General features: G+C 63.5%; 16 protein-coding genes and 1 riboswitch. Of the genes, 11 read left to right on the plus strand and 5 right to left on the minus strand.

Annotation, left to right across the window (positions count from 1 at the left end):
* Nucleotides 1–146 precede the first annotated feature (146 nt).
* From LB552_RS06690 to LB552_RS06700, 3 genes are all read left to right on the plus strand, one after another.
* Nucleotides 147–878: a LuxR family transcriptional regulator gene (locus tag LB552_RS06690; RefSeq protein WP_095765903.1), complete on the plus strand. Its 732-nt coding sequence runs from the start codon at nt 147–149 to the stop codon at nt 876–878.
* Nucleotides 879–976: 98 nt separating this feature from the next.
* A complete protein-coding gene (locus LB552_RS06695) occupies nt 977–1,615 on the plus strand; it encodes an acyl-homoserine-lactone synthase (protein WP_095765902.1) in 639 nt (212 codons plus the stop codon).
* A gap of 11 nt (nt 1,616–1,626) precedes the next feature.
* The gene (locus LB552_RS06700; protein WP_140845695.1) at nt 1,627–2,376 is read left to right on the plus strand and encodes an enoyl-CoA hydratase-related protein; all 750 of its coding nucleotides are present in this window, start codon (nt 1,627–1,629) and stop codon (nt 2,374–2,376) included.
* A gap of 119 nt (nt 2,377–2,495) precedes the next feature.
* On the opposite strand, the gene ppk2 is transcribed toward LB552_RS06700, so the two are convergent.
* A complete protein-coding gene (gene ppk2 / locus LB552_RS06705) occupies nt 2,496–3,401 on the minus strand; it encodes a polyphosphate kinase 2 (RefSeq protein WP_224603037.1) in 906 nt (301 codons plus the stop codon).
* Nucleotides 3,402–3,586: 185 nt separating this feature from the next.
* Here ppk2 and LB552_RS06710 point away from each other — a divergent pair, with 185 nt between their 5' ends.
* From LB552_RS06710 to LB552_RS06720, 3 genes are all read left to right on the plus strand, one after another.
* Nucleotides 3,587–4,852 (plus strand): ATP-binding protein, encoded by a 1,266-nt coding sequence (locus LB552_RS06710; RefSeq protein ID WP_224603039.1) that lies wholly within the window; start codon nt 3,587–3,589, stop codon nt 4,850–4,852.
* Between the two features lie 108 nt (nt 4,853–4,960).
* Nucleotides 4,961–5,683, plus strand: coding sequence for a phosphate signaling complex protein PhoU (gene phoU / locus LB552_RS06715; RefSeq protein ID WP_224603040.1), 723 nt, complete (start codon nt 4,961–4,963; stop codon nt 5,681–5,683).
* 88 nt (nt 5,684–5,771) lie between these two features.
* Nucleotides 5,772–6,776, plus strand: a complete 1,005-nt coding sequence (locus LB552_RS06720; RefSeq protein WP_095765898.1) for a magnesium and cobalt transport protein CorA — start codon at nt 5,772–5,774, stop codon at nt 6,774–6,776.
* A gap of 128 nt (nt 6,777–6,904) precedes the next feature.
* On the opposite strand, the gene LB552_RS06725 is transcribed toward LB552_RS06720, so the two are convergent.
* Entirely contained in the window at nt 6,905–7,423 is a 519-nt protein-coding gene (locus LB552_RS06725) for a GcrA family cell cycle regulator (protein WP_224603042.1), read from the minus strand.
* Between the two features lie 357 nt (nt 7,424–7,780).
* On the opposite strand from LB552_RS06725, the gene LB552_RS06730 reads away from it, so the two are divergent.
* From LB552_RS06730 to LB552_RS06740, 3 genes are all read left to right on the plus strand, one after another.
* Nucleotides 7,781–8,980: an aspartate aminotransferase family protein gene (locus tag LB552_RS06730; protein ID WP_224603044.1), complete on the plus strand. Its 1,200-nt coding sequence runs from the start codon at nt 7,781–7,783 to the stop codon at nt 8,978–8,980.
* A gap of 16 nt (nt 8,981–8,996) precedes the next feature.
* Nucleotides 8,997–9,908, plus strand: a complete 912-nt coding sequence (gene argF / locus LB552_RS06735) for an ornithine carbamoyltransferase (RefSeq protein WP_140845699.1) — start codon at nt 8,997–8,999, stop codon at nt 9,906–9,908.
* Nucleotides 9,909–10,032: 124 nt separating this feature from the next.
* Nucleotides 10,033–11,061: an Hsp33 family molecular chaperone gene (locus LB552_RS06740; protein ID WP_224603046.1), complete on the plus strand. Its 1,029-nt coding sequence runs from the start codon at nt 10,033–10,035 to the stop codon at nt 11,059–11,061.
* A gap of 203 nt (nt 11,062–11,264) precedes the next feature.
* On the opposite strand, the gene apaG is transcribed toward LB552_RS06740, so the two are convergent.
* Nucleotides 11,265–11,657 carry a Co2+/Mg2+ efflux protein ApaG gene (apaG, locus tag LB552_RS06745; protein ID WP_095765893.1) on the minus strand — a complete coding sequence of 131 codons (393 nt, stop codon included), beginning with the start codon at nt 11,655–11,657 and terminating at the stop codon, nt 11,265–11,267.
* A 344-nt stretch (nt 11,658–12,001) separates the two neighbouring features.
* Between apaG and LB552_RS06750 the strand changes: the two genes are divergently transcribed.
* Nucleotides 12,002–13,147, plus strand: coding sequence for a ceramide glucosyltransferase (locus LB552_RS06750; protein ID WP_224603048.1), 1,146 nt, complete (start codon nt 12,002–12,004; stop codon nt 13,145–13,147).
* 81 nt (nt 13,148–13,228) lie between these two features.
* On the opposite strand, the gene LB552_RS06755 is transcribed toward LB552_RS06750, so the two are convergent.
* Nucleotides 13,229–14,419, minus strand: a complete 1,191-nt coding sequence (locus LB552_RS06755; protein WP_224603050.1) for an O-succinylhomoserine sulfhydrylase — start codon at nt 14,417–14,419, stop codon at nt 13,229–13,231.
* A 56-nt stretch (nt 14,420–14,475) separates the two neighbouring features.
* Nucleotides 14,476–14,553, minus strand: a riboswitch (SAM riboswitch).
* A gap of 116 nt (nt 14,554–14,669) precedes the next feature.
* Here LB552_RS06755 and LB552_RS06760 point away from each other — a divergent pair.
* The gene (locus LB552_RS06760) at nt 14,670–15,764 is read left to right on the plus strand and encodes a 2'-deoxycytidine 5'-triphosphate deaminase (protein ID WP_224603052.1); all 1,095 of its coding nucleotides are present in this window, start codon (nt 14,670–14,672) and stop codon (nt 15,762–15,764) included.
* A 177-nt stretch (nt 15,765–15,941) separates the two neighbouring features.
* Here LB552_RS06760 and LB552_RS29605 read toward each other — a convergent pair whose 3' ends face one another.
* The gene (locus LB552_RS29605) at nt 15,942–16,064 is read right to left on the minus strand and encodes a hypothetical protein (RefSeq protein WP_263481479.1); all 123 of its coding nucleotides are present in this window, start codon (nt 16,062–16,064) and stop codon (nt 15,942–15,944) included.
* Nucleotides 16,065–16,174 lie beyond the last annotated feature (110 nt).

Consider the following 16,174-nt stretch of genomic DNA (forward strand, 5'->3'; position numbering starts at 1 on the left):
ACGTGTGCAAGTGACCTTGCGTGCCGGAAGGGGGGAACTGCCGGTTTTGCTGAGGAGATTGCGACGCGGGGGTTGATGACGAAGGGGGGGTCGGGCATCTACCGTCGGTAATGAAAAAGCAGAAGCAACATGGGGTAGATGTTGCGATGGGCCTGTTCGACAGAACGCTGGAATACATAGACCAGTTGCAGCATGCTGGCACCGCGGCCGCGGTCTGCGAGAGGCTGCTCGGCATCACCTCGAGCTTCGGCCTGACCGCACTGATGGCGGGAACCGTGCCGCAGCCGGGCACGCCGCGCGGCCGGCAGAAACAGCATGTGATGCTTTGCGATTGGCCCGGCGAATGGCTGGAGCGCTATGTGGCGCGCAACTATGTCGACCACGACCCGGTCGTCAGCCACATGAAGCAGCTTCAGGCGCCGTTCCAGTGGCGGGACGCTTCCAAGAACGCCCTGATCGACAAGAACAGCGACGAAGTCATGGGCGACGCCCGCGAGTTCAAGCTGCGCGACGGCCTGGCGTTTCCGCTGGTCACGCTCGACGGCCAGATCGTCATGGTCTCGCTGGGTGGCGAATCCGTTGAATTGTCGGATGCGGAATTCGGAATGGTATCGCTCGCGTCGACCTATGCGATAGGCCGTGCCATGCAACTGCACACCAAGGCCGACAGCGTCATCGATCACATAGAATTGACGGCGCGTGAGCGGGAGTGCCTGCAATGGGCCGCCGTCGGCAAGTCCGAATGGGAGATCTCGCAAATCCTCGGCATCTCGGAACACACTTCCGAGAAACACCTTCTTAACGCCAAGAGCAAACTCGGCGCAGCCAATCGGGTACAGGCGGTCGCGGAGGCGATTAGGCGCGGTTATATTAGCTAGGTCGGCCGTGCCGACCTGGAAATTCTTGCCTGCGCCTTCGCGCAATATTTTAAGGGACATCACGGCCGTATCTTCCTCTTAAGCCCAGGAGACGGCTAATGCTTTTTGCCCTTACCACTCAGGAACTGATGGAACGCCCCGACCTTTGGGAGGCGGTCCATCGCTTGCGCTACAAGATCTTCGTCGAGGAGATGGGTTGGACCGATCTCGACCGTCCTGACCAGCTCGAGATCGACCAGTTCGATCATGACGAAGCCGAACACCACCTCGTCATCCGCAACGGCGAACTGGCTGGCTACCAGCGCATGCTGCCGACCACACGGCCGCATCTTCTGACGGATGTTCTGTCGGATCTCTGCGAAGGACCGTCCCCCTCGGGGCCGAATGTCTGGGAACTGACCCGCTACGCGGTGGCTCCGGGTTTTCGCGACGGCAAACGCGGCGTCTCGACAGTCGGCACCGAGCTGATCGCCGGCTTCGTCGAATGGGGCCTGAAGCGCAACGTCAACCAGGTCATCATCGAGTTCGAGCCGATGTGGGTGCTGCGCGCTCTGCAACTGCACTTCCTGGCGACGCCGCTCGGTTACCAGCGCACCTATGGCAACCAGCAGGTCGTGGCGACGCTGCTCACCTTCACCGAGCATACGCTCGATGTCGTGCGGGCCCGCCGCAACCACCATCTGCCGGTGCTGAACCGGGGCTATCCCGGTCTGCTCGGCCTCAAGCAGGCTTCGTGATGGAGGCGGTCATGAGTTTCCATCCCGAACCGGAACTGCGCGGCCATACGCTGGTCGTCACCGTGTCCTCGCATGACGGCCGACCGGTGCTCGACAGGCACGCCTATGCGAGCCTTGCCAGGACCTTGCGCGATGCGGCGGTCAACGACGAGGTCCGCGTCGTCATGCTGCGCGGCCTTGCCGGGTGCTTCTGCCTTGGCGGGGACTTCTCGGAGTTCCTCGACGCCACCAAGCACCGAGAGCTGATCGCCGCCGTCACCGACATGTTCCGCATGTTGGCGACCTTCCCAAAGCCGGTCCTTGCCTGCGTCGACGGCGATGCCGTCGGCGTCGGCTGCACCATCCTGTTCCATTGCGACATGGTGATCGCTTCCAGGGGCAGCACCTTCAGGGTGCCGTTCGTCGATTTTGGCCTGGTGCCGGACGCGGCGACCAGCATTCTGGCGCCCCAGAAGCTCGGCTATGCCGGCGCCTTCCGTTTCTTCTGCTTGGGCGATACGCTGGGCGTCGAAGACGCCAAGGCGCTTGGCCTGGTCGGCGAGATCGTGACGCAAGGCAGCGCCGAGGAAGCAACGCTGGCGAGGGCGAAACAGCTGGCCAAGAAGCCTGTTGCGGCATTGCTGCAGACGCGCAGCCTTCTCAAGGGAGATACGGACGTGTTGTGCGACCGCATCGACCACGAGATCACGCTGTTCCAGCAGGCGCTTCAGGATGACACCACGCTGAAGCGGCTGCAGCGGATTGCTCGCCTGGCCGCCTGAGCGCCCGGCATGAAACCTCAGCGCCGCGCGAGCCGAAAGGCGCGCGGCGCTGTAACTCGTCCGGAACCGCGTTACCCCGCGGGTAGGGCAGGCCAGCGGTTCCAGACGAAGAACAACAACTAGTCTTCAAGGAATTCCGGCCCCTCGCCGATGATCTTCTTGTCGGGCTTGCCGACGGCGTCGAGGTCCCTTCCGTCATAAGGCAGGGAAAGCAGGATACGCTGGATCACCGCAAGCCGGGCGCGTCGCTTGTCATTGGCCCGCACGACGACCCAGGGCGAGAACTCCTTATGTGTGCGCTCGATCATCTGGTCGCGCGCCCTGGTGTAGTCGTCCCACTTGCCGACGCCGGCGATGTCGATCGGCGAGAACTTCCAGTTCTTCAGCGGCGACCAGCGGCGGTCATGGAACCGTTCGAGCTGCGTTTCGCGGCCGATATTCAGCCAGAATTTGAAGAAATGCATACCTTCGTTGCAGATCATCCGCTCGAAATGCGGCGTCTCGTCGAGGAATTTCTCATGCTGCTCCGGCGTGCAGAACCCCATGACCGGCTCGACACCGGCGCGGTTGTACCAGGAGCGGTCGAAGGTGACGAATTCGCCCGAAGTCGGGAAATGGTCGACATAGCGCTGGTAATACCATTGCCCCGCCTCGGTCGGCGTCGGCTTGGGCAGCGCGACGTTGCGGGCCGTGCGCGGGTTCATATATTGCCGCAGCACGAAGATCGTGCCTCCCTTGCCGGCCGCGTCTCTACCCTCGAAAAGCGCCATCACCCGCTTGCCGGTGGCTTGCAGCCAAGCCTGCGCCTTGACCAGTTCGATCTGCAGCTCCTCGAGTTCCTTTTCGTAGTCCTCGCTTTTCATCTTCTTGTCGTAAGGATAGCCGCCTGCGGTAAGCTTGTTGTCCTCGATCCAGTCGGGCAGCACCGGATTGTCGATGTCGAACTCGCGCTCCTTGCCGCCGATCTTGATCTTGATCGGCGCCGTGGCCGGCACCGCTTCGGCCGTTTCCTTGGCTTTTTTCATCCGGACGAACCTTTCCAGTTTGCGGACTCATGCTATGGAGCCTGTGCAGCGCAAAGACGCTGCAGCATTTTGATCTTGCGCATGAACCTTCGCGAAAATCGATCCTGATTTCCAGGGGCCCATGCGTCAGGCCGGTCCAGCGAGCCGGCTGACCGGTCGAACGGGATGCGGGGTGGCGCGGGCCTATGGCAGAGACGGGCGCGGGACAAGACAACAAGGGGCAAGCCTTGGCCGGGCGGCTGGCGCGCAACCGCTGGCTGCTTGGCGCAGGCGTTCTCGCGGTCCTTGCCGTTCATTTTTTCGCCGGCTCATCCGCCTATGTGCTGCTGCTGGCCCTGGCCGCGCTGGCGGCCGCGGCGATGCTGCCGGCAGATGCCGAACGCCAGCCGGCCGATGCGGGGGCAGCGATCGAGGCCAGCGGGCTGCAGAGGCTCTCCGGCGAATATCTGGCCGCCGCGGTCGCCGACCCGCTGATCATCTTCGACCATTCCGCCACCATCGTTCACGCCAACGCTGCCGCCTTCGCCGCCTTTGGCGGACTGGCGCCCGGTATGTCGCTGTCGCTCAAGTTCCGCGCCCCGGAGATGCAGGCGCTGCTGGACGGCATCCTTGCCGGGGAAGTCGCTTCCGATGCGGTCGACTACACCGAAAAGCTGCCGGTGGAACGCACATATCGGGTCAGCGCGTCCACGGTTGGTCATGCTACAGGCCTTTACGTGCTGGTGTTCAAGGATCAAAGCGAGACGCGTCGCATCGATCGCATGCGCGCCGACTTCATCGCCAATGCCAGCCATGAGCTGCGCACGCCGCTTGCCTCGATCGCCGGCTTCATCGAGACGCTGCGCGGGCCGGCCCGCAACGATCCGGCGGCGCGCGACCAGTTCCTGCAGATCATGCAGAACCAGACCGGCCGGATGGCCCGCCTGATCGACGATCTGCTCTCACTGTCGCGGTTGGAGATGAAACCCTATCTGGGGCCGGGCACCGAGGTCGATCTTCGCCAGACGATCGACAGCGTCATCGATTCGCTGGGGCCGCTGGCCAGTGAGAACGGCGTCGTCATCGAGCGGGAGTTCGCCAACGCGCCGCTTGTCGTCCCCGGCGATCGCGACGAGCTGTTCCAGGTCTTCGAGAATCTCCTTGAGAATGCCTGCAAATACGGCCAGTCAGGCGGGCGCGTCACCGTATCGGTCGCCGGCGGCGAGGATGGCCAGCAGCCGGGCTTCGACGTCACGATAAGGGATTATGGTCCGGGCATTGCCGAAGAGCACATCCCGCGCATCACCGAGCGCTTCTACCGCGTCGATGTTGAAAACAGCCGCGCCCAGAAAGGCACCGGGCTTGGCCTTTCGATCGTCAAGCATATATTGACCCGTCATAACGCAAGATTGTCCATCAAGTCGGAAGTCGGCAAGGGCGCGGCGTTCACGGTTCATTTGCCGGCTCGCTGATCGTATATCGGTTACCAACCGGGATTTTCTTCTTTCTGTCATGCGGTTCACGTATCAGCGACGGATTGAGGGAACGCACCAGCCGGCACAAGCCGGGAAGGCATATCCATGCAGTCCGTTCATATCGCCAGTGCCTATGATGAAGAGCTGAAATTCCTGTCGAAGCGCATCGCCGCGATGGGCGGCCATGCCGAGCGCATGGTCGAACAGGCGGTCGCGGCCCTGGTGAATGTCGACCATGGCCTCGCGCAGAAGGTCATCCAGGACGATCTCGTCCTCGACGAAGGACAGCGCGAGATCGACGACAAGGCCATCATCATCATCGCCAGGCGCCAGCCGATGGCGACGGATCTTCGCGAGATCGTCGGCGCGATCCGTATCTCGGCCGATATCGAGCGTGTCGGCGACTTGGGCAAGAACGTCGCCAAGCGGGTGGCCTCGGTGGACGGCCGCCAGCCGAATAGCCTTTTCCGCGGTATCGAGGCGCTTGCCAATCTGGCGCTGACGCAGCTCAAGGAAGTGCTCGACGTCTACGCCTCGCGTTCGGTCGAGAGGATTGGCCTCGTGCGCGACCGGGACGACCAGATCGACGCCATGTACACCTCGCTGTTCCGCGAGCTCTTGACCTACATGATGGAAGATCCGCGCAACATCACACCGTGCACGCATCTTCTGTTCTGCGCCAAGAACATCGAGCGCATCGGCGACCACGCGACCAATATCGCCGAGACGATCTATTACATCGTCACGGGCGACCAGATGCCAGCCGACCGGCCGAAAGGCGACAGGACCGACAAGGTCGTACTTCCCGGCCCGGTGCCGGCTAAGTGAACCGCCGCCTCTCGAACGGCTTCCTGATTTAGGATAAGCTCCTCCAGAGACAGCGATTTTTGTCAGTCGCAGTCTCGGGAGGTTTGCGATGGAACAAGTTCGAAACCTGACCCCGGCCCCTATGTCGGGCATCATTGCATCCAGCGTCTATTCGGGCGGCAAGCGCATCGCCGACATCGCCATCGAACAGGCCGGCGAATGGGCGGCAAAACCCGGTCATGTCGTCTGGATCGGCCTGCTCGAGCCCGATCGCAACCTGCTGCTCCGGGTGCAGGCGCAATTCCACTTGCATGATTTGGCGATCGAGGATGCCGAGCATCCGCATGCGCGCCCGAAGATCGAGCAATATGGCGACGCCCTCTTCATCGTTGCCCGCACCGCGCAATTGATCGACGGCCGTGTCACTTTCGGCGAGACGCATCTGTTTGTCGGCGCCGGCTACATTGTCAGCGTCCGGCACGGCCCGTCGACTTCCTACGCTGCCGTGCGCCAGCACTGGGAGAGCTGCCCGCATTCGCTCGCCAAAGGCGAGGATTTCGTCCTCTATGCCATCCTCGACTTTATCGTCGACAATTACATGCCGGTGCTGGAGCAGATCGAGGACGAGGTCGAGGCGATCGAGGACAAGGTGCTTCTGAAGCCGATGACCGGTTCCGATATCGAGCGGCTTTACATGCTGCGCCGCGATCTGCTGCGGCTGCGCAATGCGGCGCTGCCGCTGGTCGAGGTCTGCCGTCGGCTGACCAGCGCCGACCTGCCGCAGATACATGCCGCCATGCATCCGCTGTTTCGCGATGTGACGGACCACATTCGCACCGTGCAGGAAAAGATCGACTCCCTGCGCGAGGTTCTGGCCTTCGCCTTCGAAGCCAGTCTGCTGGTCGGGCAGAGCCAGGAAACCGCAATATCCAAGAAGCTCGCCTCATGGGCCGCCATTCTGGCGGTGCCCACGGCCTTCGCCGGCATCTACGGCATGAACTTCTCCGACATGCCGGAACTGAAGATGGAATACGGCTATCCGGCCGTCCTGGTGGCGATCGCGCTCATCTGCGCGTTCCTGTACTGGCGGTTCAAGAAGAATGGATGGCTGTGAAGGGAGGGAGTAGGGAGTAGGGGAGTAAGGAGCGAGTAGCGAATAGGGAGTAGCGAGTAGGGGAAATAAGTTGCCCTTTTCGTGAAACTCTATCCAGTTCTATTCGCTATTCGCTATTCGCTATTCGCTCAGCGCGCCCTGCGCCGCTCCCCGGCCGGCTGGAACGCCACCCGCGAATGATACTTGCAATAGGGTCCCGTTTCGGCGGCGTCGTTGCCGCAGAAGTTGAAGTCTTCCGACAGCGGATCGCCGTTCGGCCATTTGCAGGTGCGTTCGGTCAGCTCGACGAGCTGCAGATGCCGCGAGATCGGCACGACCACGTTCTCGACCGGCCGGATATAGTGGCGCGCGACCGGCTCGGCGTCGAACTGCACCTGCAGCGCGGTGGCGCCGATGGTGGTGGTCACGTGACGCGTGGCACTCGCGGCGCGGGTCACCGATTTCTGCATCGAGGCGCCTTGCGTCGCCTTCTTCTGGCGCGCCGGAGCAGCCGTTGCGCGGCCCCGGCCCGACAGCCTCAGGCGATGCACCTTGCCGATGACGGCGTTGCGGCTCACCCCGCCGAGCTGTGCGGCGATCTGGCTGGCGCTCAGACCCTCCGACCACAATTTCCTGAGAAGTTCGACCCGCTCGTCAGTCCAGTTCATGAGACCGCGCTCCTGCTGAGGCGTACGGCAGTCAGAATCCTTTCCCGCCCCCGGCTCTCGCCGGGCAAACAACACCACATATACCGGGTGATTAGGTCCGCCGCACGAAATCTAGTTATTTCTCGACTACAAATACCTTATGCGCTGACTCGGTGACAAGAGTCCCCAGGGCAACACGATTCGGTTTTTTCGGTTTTCCCCAACTTGCCGGCCTACTTATGAGCCGACGTGGCGTCAGGGGCTTGCCACGCGCTTCTGCGTGACGTTTTCGTTGACTTCATGGCCGAAAAACATGATAAGCCGCAAAGGCCGCCGCATTGGCGGCTTTTTTGATTTCCGGTTCCGGAGACGCATATAATGAGCGGTTCGGCGCTTTACGAGACCTTTGCCCGCGCACCCCTGGCTTTCGACCGCGGGGAGGGGACCTGGCTGGTCACCGACAAGGGCGAGCGATATCTCGACTTCGCCGGCGGCATCGCGGTGAATTCGCTGGGCCACGGCCATCCGCATCTGGTCGCGGCGCTCACCGAGCAGGCCGCCAAGCTGTGGCACGTCTCCAACCTCTATGAGATCCCGGAACAGCGCCGGCTGGGCGAGCGGCTGACTGAGGCGACCTTTGCAGACAAGGTGTTCTTCACCAATTCCGGTGCCGAGGCACTGGAATGCGCCATCAAGACGGCCAGGCGCTATCAATTCGTCAAGGGCCATCCCGAGCGCTTTCGCATCATCACCTTCGAGGGCGCCTTTCACGGCCGCACGCTGGCGACGATCGCCGCCGGCGGCCAGTACAAATATCTCGAAGGCTTCGGCCCGAAGGTCGAGGGATTCGACCAGGTGGCTTTCGACGACATCGACGCCGCTGAAAAGGCGATCACGCCGGAGACCGCGGCGATCCTGATCGAGCCGGTGCAAGGCGAGGGCGGCATACGCCCGGTGCCGACGCAATCGCTGAAGCGGCTGCGGCAACTCTGCGACAGGCACGGCCTGCTTTTGATCTTCGACGAGGTCCAGTGCGGCATTGGCCGCACCGGCAAGCTGTTCGCGCATGAATGGTCAGGCGTCACGCCCGATCTGATGGCGATCGCCAAGGGCATCGGCGGCGGCTTTCCGATGGGTGCCTGCCTTGCCACCGACGAGGCGGCGACCGGCATGACGGCCGGCGTGCACGGCACCACCTTCGGCGGCAATCCGCTGGCGATGGCCGTCGGCAACGCCGTGCTCGACGTGGTGCTGGCCGACGGCTTCCTCGAGGACGTCCAGCGCAAGGCGCTGCTTCTGAAGCAGGGCCTTGCGGCGGTGGCCGATGAATTCCCCGACGTCATCGAGGGCATCAGGGGAACCGGCCTTATGCTCGGCCTGAAATGCGCCATGCCCAACGCCAAGGTGAACATGGCGCTGCGCGACCAGCACCTGCTTGCCGTGCCGGCGGGCGACAACGTCATCCGCCTCCTGCCGCCGCTCACCGTCACCGACGAGGAGATCGGCGTGGCGCTGGAGCGCATTCGCGGCGGCGCCAAGCGCCTGACCGACGCGATTGCCGCCGAAGCCGCCAAATAATTTCTGGAACCTGCCGATGAGTGTTCGCCACTTCACCGATCTGTCCGCCGTTTCCGCGGGCGACCTGCGCATCATGCTGGACGACGCGGTGGCGCGAAAGACCAGGCTCAAGGCAGGTGAGCGTTCAAAACCGCTCGATGGCAAGGTGCTGGCCATGATCTTCGACAAGCCGTCGACGCGCACGCGCGTGTCCTTCGATGTCGGCATGCGCCAGCTCGGCGGCGAGACCATCATGTTGACCGGCACCGAGATGCAGCTCGGCCGCTCGGAGACCATCGCCGACACGGCGAAAGTGCTGTCGCGCTACGTCGACGCCATCATGATCCGCACCACCTCGCACGACCGGCTGCTGGAGCTCACCGAGAACGCCACCGTTCCGGTCATCAACGGGCTGACCGACGACACGCATCCCTGCCAGCTCATGGCCGACATCATGACCTTTGAGGAGCATCGCGGTCCGGTGTCCGGCAAGACCTTCGCCTGGACCGGCGACGGCAACAATGTGCTGCATTCGCTCTTGGAGGCCTCGGCGCGGTTTAGCTTCAACCTCAATGTCGCGGTGCCGGAAGGCAGCGAGCCTTTCGAGAAATATGTCGACTGGTCGAAAGCCAATGGCGGCAAGGTCCGGTTTTCCAGGTCCGCCGAGGAAGCCGTCGACCAGGCCGACTGCGTCGTCACCGACAGCTGGGTCTCCATGGGCCAGGAGCATCGCGCCCGCGGCCACAATGTCTTCCTGCCCTATCAGGTCAATGCGGCGCTGATGGCAAAAGCCAAGCCCGATGCATTGTTCATGCACTGCCTGCCCGCGCATCGCGGCGAGGAGGTCACCGACGAGGTGATCGACGGGCCGCATTCGGTGGTCTTCGACGAGGCCGAGAACCGGCTGCACGCCCAGAAGGCGGTGCTGGCCTGGTGTCTGGGCGCGTGAGAAGGGCTGGACCTGACCGCTTCCGGCCCGATCGGGCTCAACTTGATCTGGGGACATGTGATGCCTATTTGCGGGCCATCACGTAAATTGAACGCGCTTCGACGCATGCGGCTCACCGGGCGGCATGGCTGCGCCCCGGAGTATTGTCATGTTGGAAACCCAGACCTTGGCTGAGCATAAACCCCAACTCGGTGAATTCGGCTTTGCCGGCGACGATCACGTCGTGCCTTACGAGGTCGCGCCGCTCGATGTGCGCGGCCGCACCGTGCAGCTTGGGCCGATGCTCGACGCTATCTTGAGCCGCCACGATTACCCCGAGCCGGTCGCCCGCCTGCTGGCGGAAGCCTGCGTGCTCACCGTGCTGCTCGGCACCTCGCTGAAGTTCGAAGGCAAGTTCATCCTGCAGACCCGCACCGACGGTCCGGTCGACATGCTGGTGGCCGATTTCACCACGCCGCATGCGCTGCGCGCCTATGCGCGCTTCGATGCCGACCGGCTGCAGGCGCTGACCGCCGCCAGCGAGACCTCGCAGCAGACGCTGCTCGGCGACGGCGTCTTGGCGTTGACGATCGACCAGGGCGCGCATACGCAGCGCTACCAAGGCATCGTCCAGCTCGACGGCACCTCGCTCGAGGATGCCGCGCGCACCTATTTCCGGCAGTCGGAGCAGATCCCGACCGATATCAAGATGTCGGTCGCCAAGCTGGTCACGCCCGGCCCGGCCGGCGCGCGCGAGCAGTGGCGCGCCGGCGGCATCCTGGCGCAATTCCTGCCGCGATCGCCGGAGCGCATGCGCGTTCCCGATATTTCCGGTGGCGACGGCGATCCGCGTGACGTTGCGGACCAGCCGGCCGACAATTCCTGGCAGGAGTTGCTGGCGCTGCTCGGCACGATCGAGCCGACCGAGTTGATCGACCCGACGGTGGGCGCCGAGCGGTTGCTCTACCGGTTGTTCCACGAACACGGCGTGCGCGTTTTCCGCGGCGTCCCTGTCGCCGACCAGTGCTCCTGCTCGCGCGACAAGATCCGCGGCATTCTCGAAGGCTTTTCGGCTGAGGAGATCAAGGAATCGACCGAGGAGGGCGGCATCCATGTCGCCTGCGAGTTCTGCTCGACCCAATACGACTTCGACCCAGCTGAATTCGCGAAGTGAGCTCTCTTCCTTCTCCCCGTTCCACGGGGAGAAGGTGCCCGAAGGGCGGATGAGGGGCGGCGCCAACGTTGGCGATCATAGCGACACGCTGGCGACGCGGTCGTCCGCCTCAAGGAAAATCTCAGAAGGCCGGCGCCGCCCGTCATTGCCCTGCCGGGGCATTTCTCCCCGTGAAACGGGGAGAAAGAGGCTGTCGTCGACGTCTAATTCACCGTGCGCCTTGTCCCTGGCATGTCGAGCGAGAAAGCCGGAATGGCGATATCGAACGTCTCGCCGCGGCCGTTGCGCATCGTGTAATGGCCGACCATGATGCCCGATGGCGTCGAGAGCGGGCAGCCCGAGGTGTACTGGTAGCTGTCGCCGGGATTGAGTTCCGGCTGGTCGCCGACGACGCCGGCGCCGCGCACCTCCTCGACCCGGCCCTGACCGTCGGTGATGTGCCAGTAGCGCGACACAAGCTGCACGAACTCGTCGGAGCGGTTGTCGATCGTCACCTGATAGCCCCAGACATAGCGGTTCTCGGAGGGATCGGAGCGGTCCTCCAGATAGAAGGGCCTGACCAGCACTTCGATGTTGCGCGTCACTGCGCGATACATGGGCCACTCCGGTTGCCGCCGCGGAAAATATGTCACGCTCCGCTCTTGATAGACGCAGCGCCGACCATCCTGCCAGCCTTGTAAGCGCAGGTGCCGAAAAACAATGTCATTTAAGTGACACATGACAATGTTGGTGTGCACAAATCTGCCGGGCGACTCGGACGCTCTGTAAACAGTTGAAACGGCCGCGTGCGGCCTAAAACAATTCCAGGAAAAGCGCGAGCGGTTAGGCTCGGCGCCTTCGCCGTAGCCTTCCGTCCGGAATCGCGTGAAAACAAGGAGATGGAGTGGGTCGCCGTTTGCGTGAAACGGTGAAACTCTCTGTCGGGAGTGACCAGATCTCGATGGAACTGACTATCGCAGCCGGCCTGGCTTCGTCAGCGCTTCTTTCCTTCAATCTCGCCAGCATCCTGCTCGCCTCGTCGCAGCTGAAGCAGCGGCATGTCATCGCGCCGCCCCCCGGCGCGCGGCCGCCGGTCTCCATCATCGTGCCGTCGCGTGGCGTCGAGCCGTTCACGCAGGAAACCTTGCTGCGCGCCTTCTCGCTCGATTGGCCGCGCTACGAGCTGATCTTCTGCGTCGCGCATGCCGAAGACCCGGTGGTCAAGCTGATCGATGCGGCGATCGCGCGCCACCCCAAAATTCCTGCGCGGCTGCTGATCGGCGATGATCGCGTCAGCGCCAATCCCAAGCTCAACAACTGCGTCAAGGGCTGGCAGGCGGCGCGACACGATTGGGTGATTCTCGCCGATTCCAACGTGCTGATGCCGAGAGACTATGTCCAGCACCTGATGGCGGCATGGCGGCCGGATACCGGCCTCGTCTGCTCGACGCCGATCGGCTCGCGGCCGGACGGGTTTTGGGCCGAAGTCGAATGCGCCTTCCTCAACACGCTGCAGGCGCGTTGGCAGTATGCCGGCGAGGCGCTTGGCCTTGGCTTCGCCCAGGGCAAGAGCATGCTGTGGAACAAGCCGATGCTCGATGCCAATGGCGGCATCCAGGCTTTGGCCGCCGAGATCGCCGAGGACGCGGCGGCCACCAAGCTGGTCAACGGCCTGGGGCTCAACGTCAACCTCGTCGCCTCGCCATTCGAGCAGCCGCTTGGACTGCGCAGCTTCGCCGAGATCTGGTCGCGCCAGACGCGCTGGGCGCGGCTGCGGCGGGTGACCTTTCCGCTGTTCTTCGCGCCGGAGATCCTGACTGGCGCTGCGGTGCCGCTGCTGCTGGCGCTGATTGCGGCAGCAAGCGCCGGCGTCAGCCTGCCCACGACGGCCTTGGGCGTGCTGGCGATCGCCTACCTGCCGGAATGGCTGCTGGCCTTTGCGAAGGGCTGGTACCTGTCGCCACGCAGCGTCACCGCGATGATTGTGCGCGATGCCCTGCTGCCGGCCATCTGGGCGCGCGCCTGGTTCGGCGGCGCCGTCGAATGGCGTGGCAACGCCATGACCATCCGCACCAAGGCGATGACCGAGCTGGAGGAGCTCGCCTAGAGCAATTCCAGGAAAGTGTGAAACGGTTTTCCGTCCGGAATTGCGGCTCTGGAAGGCTCGGGCCGCGGCGTTCTCAGGCTTCTATTTTGCTGCCTTCAGCGCCTGTTCCACGTCTTCCAGCAGATCGTCGCTGTCCTCCAGGCCGACGGAGAGCCTCAGCGTGCCTGGCCCGATGCCGAGCTCGGCGCGGGCCTCGTCGCTCAGGTTCTTGTGCGTCGTCGTCGCCGGATGGGTGATCAGGCTCTTGGCGTCACCGAGATTGTTCGAGATCAGCACGATGTCGAGCGCGTTCTGGAAGGCAAAGGCCGCCTGCTTGCCGCCTTTGACGTCGAGGCAGATCAGCGTCGAGCCTCCCGACATCTGCTTCTTGACGATATCCGCTTGCGGATGATCGGCGCGACCCGGATAGATGACACGGGCGATCTCCGGTCGGCCGGCAAGGAAATCCGCGATCTTGCCGGCGCTCTCGGTCTGCTGACGCACGCGCAGCGGCAGCGTCTCCAGGCCTTTGAGCAGCGTCCAGGCGTTGAAGGGCGACAGGCTGGGACCGGTGTGGCGGAAATAGTCGTGCAGGTTCTCGTCGATCCACTTCTTGTCCGACAGGATGACGCCGCCCAGGCAGCGGCCCTGGCCGTCTATGTGCTTGGTCGCCGAATAGACGACGATATGGGCGCCGAGCAGCAGGGGCTTCTGCTGCAGCGGCGTGGCGAAGACATTGTCGACGATCAGCCTGGCGCCGATCGAATTGGCGAGCCTGGCGACGGCCGCGATGTCGACCACCTCCAGCGTCGGGTTGGTCGGGCTTTCCAGGAAGAACAGCTTGGTGTTCGGCCTTATCGCCTTTTCCCAATTGGCGATGTCGGTGCCGTCGACCAGCGTCGCCTCGATGCCGTAGCGCGGCGCCAGCGTCTCGACCACCCAGCGGCAGGAGCCGAACAGGGCGCGCGCCGCGACGATATGATCTCCGGCCTTGGCGCTGCAGAGCAGCGCGGCGGTTACTGCGGCCATGCCGGAAGCGGTGGCGCGGGCATCCTCGGCGCCTTCCAGCGCGCACATGCGCTTTTCGAACATGTCGACGGTCGGGTTGGCGTAGCGCGAATAGATGAAGCCCGGCTCTTCGCCCTTGAAGCGGGCTTCCGCCGCTTGCGCCGTCTCGTAGACATAGCCTTGGGTGAGATACATCGCCTCGGATGTCTCGCCGAAACCGGAACGCAACGTTCCGCCATGCACGAGTGCCGTCTGAGGTTTCCAGTTGCGCTTCTTGGTGCTCATAGCCCTGCTTTCAGACACAAAAAAACCGGCCGCGAAGTCGCAACCGGTCCATATAGCCTTGCGGCTCGACGGTCCTTTAGCGACTTGTTTAACGTGGCTGCAAGCCGACCGGCCAAATCACCACGGGATAACGACCCTTTAGACCCGCGCCGCGCTTGCGTCAATTGCCGGCTTCATTAAGAGGTTTGTACCAGCCGGGCGGCAAGAGCCTGCTTAGATCCTCGCCCGGCCTTGTGAACGGAGCCAGCCTTTGCGGCAAACAGGCATTCTTCCGGATCAGGACATCGCAGCGCTGTTCGAGGCGAAGGCGCTGAAGTCGCCGCGCGCGCTGGACGCCGACCAGATCCAGCCGGCCAGCCTCGATCTAAGGCTCGGCGACAAGGCGTTTCGCGTGCGTGCCTCGTTCCTGCCGGGTCCGGATCATCGGGTCGTCGACAAGCTCGAGCGGCTGAAGCTGCACGAGATCAGCCTTGCCGAGGGCGCGGTGCTGGAAACCGGCTGCGTCTATATCGTGCCGCTGCTCGAGAGCCTGGCGCTGCCGGCGAACGTATCCGCCTCGGCCAATCCGAAGAGCTCGACCGGCCGTCTCGACATATTCACGCGCGTCATGACCGATCGCGGCCATGAGTTCGACAAGATTGCCGCCGGCTACCGCGGGCCGCTCTATCTCGAGGTCAGCCCGCGCACCTTCCCGATCGTCGTGCGCGCCGGCTCGCGGCTGTCGCAGATCCGCTTCCGCACCGGCAACGCGGTGCTCTCGGAGAATGAGCTGCGCGAACTTCACCGCGCCGAGATGCTGGTCGCCACCGAGCCGCCCAATATTTCAGGCGGCGGCATCGCGCTCTCCATCGATCTCGACGGCGACAAAGACGGCCTTGTCGGCTACCGCGGCAAGCACCACACCGGACTGGTCGACGTCGACAAGCGCGCCGCCCAGGATGTCGTCGATTTCTGGGAGCCGATCTACAAGAGCGGCGCCGGCGAACTGGTGCTCGATCCGGACGAATTCTATATCTTGGTCAGCCGAGAAGCCGTGCACGTGCCGCCGCTCTATGCCGCCGAGATGACACCCTTCGATCCGCTGGTCGGCGAGTTCCGCGTCCACTATGCCGGCTTCTTCGATCCGGGCTTCGGCCACTCCGCCGCCGGCGGCAGCGGCAGCCGCGCGGTGCTTGAAGTGCGCAGCCACGAGGTGCCTTTTATCCTCGACCACGGCCAGATCGTCGGCCGTCTCGTCTACGAGCATATGCTGAAACGCCCGCAGGCGCTTTACGGCACCGAACTCGGCTCGAACTATCAGGCGCAGGGCCTGAAGCTCTCCAAGCATTTTCGGGCAGCGCGGTGAGGTCCAAGTGGGGAGATGTCCGGAAGGGGACGCGCCGTCCCATCTGTTCTTCGTCATTCTAGGGCGGAGCAAGGAGCGAAGCGACGCGCGCAGACCCTAGAATCCATGCCGTGACGCCTGAGCGCCGCCACGGTGCCGAACGCTCACCAGCCAATTCCGCGAGAGAACTCGAACCATTCAGGATGATCTTCTGGAGCCTTGGCCGGTCTTGTGCCCGGGCATGCGGTGGGTAAGGTCGTTGGCGACACCGAAATAGCGTGCCACCTTCTGGCTCGCGGTCATGTAAACATAGCCTGTCATGTTGCGATCTTAGCTGGCGCTGCGCCAACGGTTATTCTGGACGGCAGCAGTCTACGCCCAATGTCACGGCATGGATTCTAGGGTCTGCGCGCGTCGCTTCGCTCCTTGCT

This window comes from Mesorhizobium sp. CA7 (genome assembly GCF_020165015.1).
Lineage (GTDB): Bacteria > Pseudomonadota > Alphaproteobacteria > Rhizobiales > Rhizobiaceae > Mesorhizobium.

Excerpts from the sequence above, each read along its gene's own strand:
- LB552_RS06690 (WP_095765903.1), top strand. The coding sequence starts at position 147 with ATGGGCCTGTTCGACAGAACGCTGGAATACATAGACCAGTTGCAGCAT.
- LB552_RS06695 (WP_095765902.1), top strand. The coding sequence starts at position 977 with ATGCTTTTTGCCCTTACCACTCAGGAACTGATGGAACGCCCCGACCTT.
- LB552_RS06725 (WP_224603042.1), bottom strand. The coding sequence starts at position 7,423 with ATGAACTGGACTGACGAGCGGGTCGAACTTCTCAGGAAATTGTGGTCG.
- LB552_RS06730 (WP_224603044.1), top strand. The coding sequence starts at position 7,781 with ATGAGCGGTTCGGCGCTTTACGAGACCTTTGCCCGCGCACCCCTGGCT.
- LB552_RS06700 (WP_140845695.1), top strand. The coding sequence starts at position 1,627 with ATGAGTTTCCATCCCGAACCGGAACTGCGCGGCCATACGCTGGTCGTC.
- LB552_RS06750 (WP_224603048.1), top strand. The coding sequence starts at position 12,002 with ATGGAACTGACTATCGCAGCCGGCCTGGCTTCGTCAGCGCTTCTTTCC.
- LB552_RS29605 (WP_263481479.1), bottom strand. The coding sequence starts at position 16,064 with ATGACAGGCTATGTTTACATGACCGCGAGCCAGAAGGTGGCACGCTAT.
- LB552_RS06755 (WP_224603050.1), bottom strand. The coding sequence starts at position 14,419 with ATGAGCACCAAGAAGCGCAACTGGAAACCTCAGACGGCACTCGTGCAT.
- apaG (WP_095765893.1), bottom strand. The coding sequence starts at position 11,657 with ATGTATCGCGCAGTGACGCGCAACATCGAAGTGCTGGTCAGGCCCTTC.
- phoU (WP_224603040.1), top strand. The coding sequence starts at position 4,961 with ATGCAGTCCGTTCATATCGCCAGTGCCTATGATGAAGAGCTGAAATTC.
- LB552_RS06740 (WP_224603046.1), top strand. The coding sequence starts at position 10,033 with ATGGCTGCGCCCCGGAGTATTGTCATGTTGGAAACCCAGACCTTGGCT.
- LB552_RS06720 (WP_095765898.1), top strand. The coding sequence starts at position 5,772 with ATGGAACAAGTTCGAAACCTGACCCCGGCCCCTATGTCGGGCATCATT.
- LB552_RS06710 (WP_224603039.1), top strand. The coding sequence starts at position 3,587 with ATGGCAGAGACGGGCGCGGGACAAGACAACAAGGGGCAAGCCTTGGCC.
- argF (WP_140845699.1), top strand. The coding sequence starts at position 8,997 with ATGAGTGTTCGCCACTTCACCGATCTGTCCGCCGTTTCCGCGGGCGAC.
- ppk2 (WP_224603037.1), bottom strand. The coding sequence starts at position 3,401 with ATGAAAAAAGCCAAGGAAACGGCCGAAGCGGTGCCGGCCACGGCGCCG.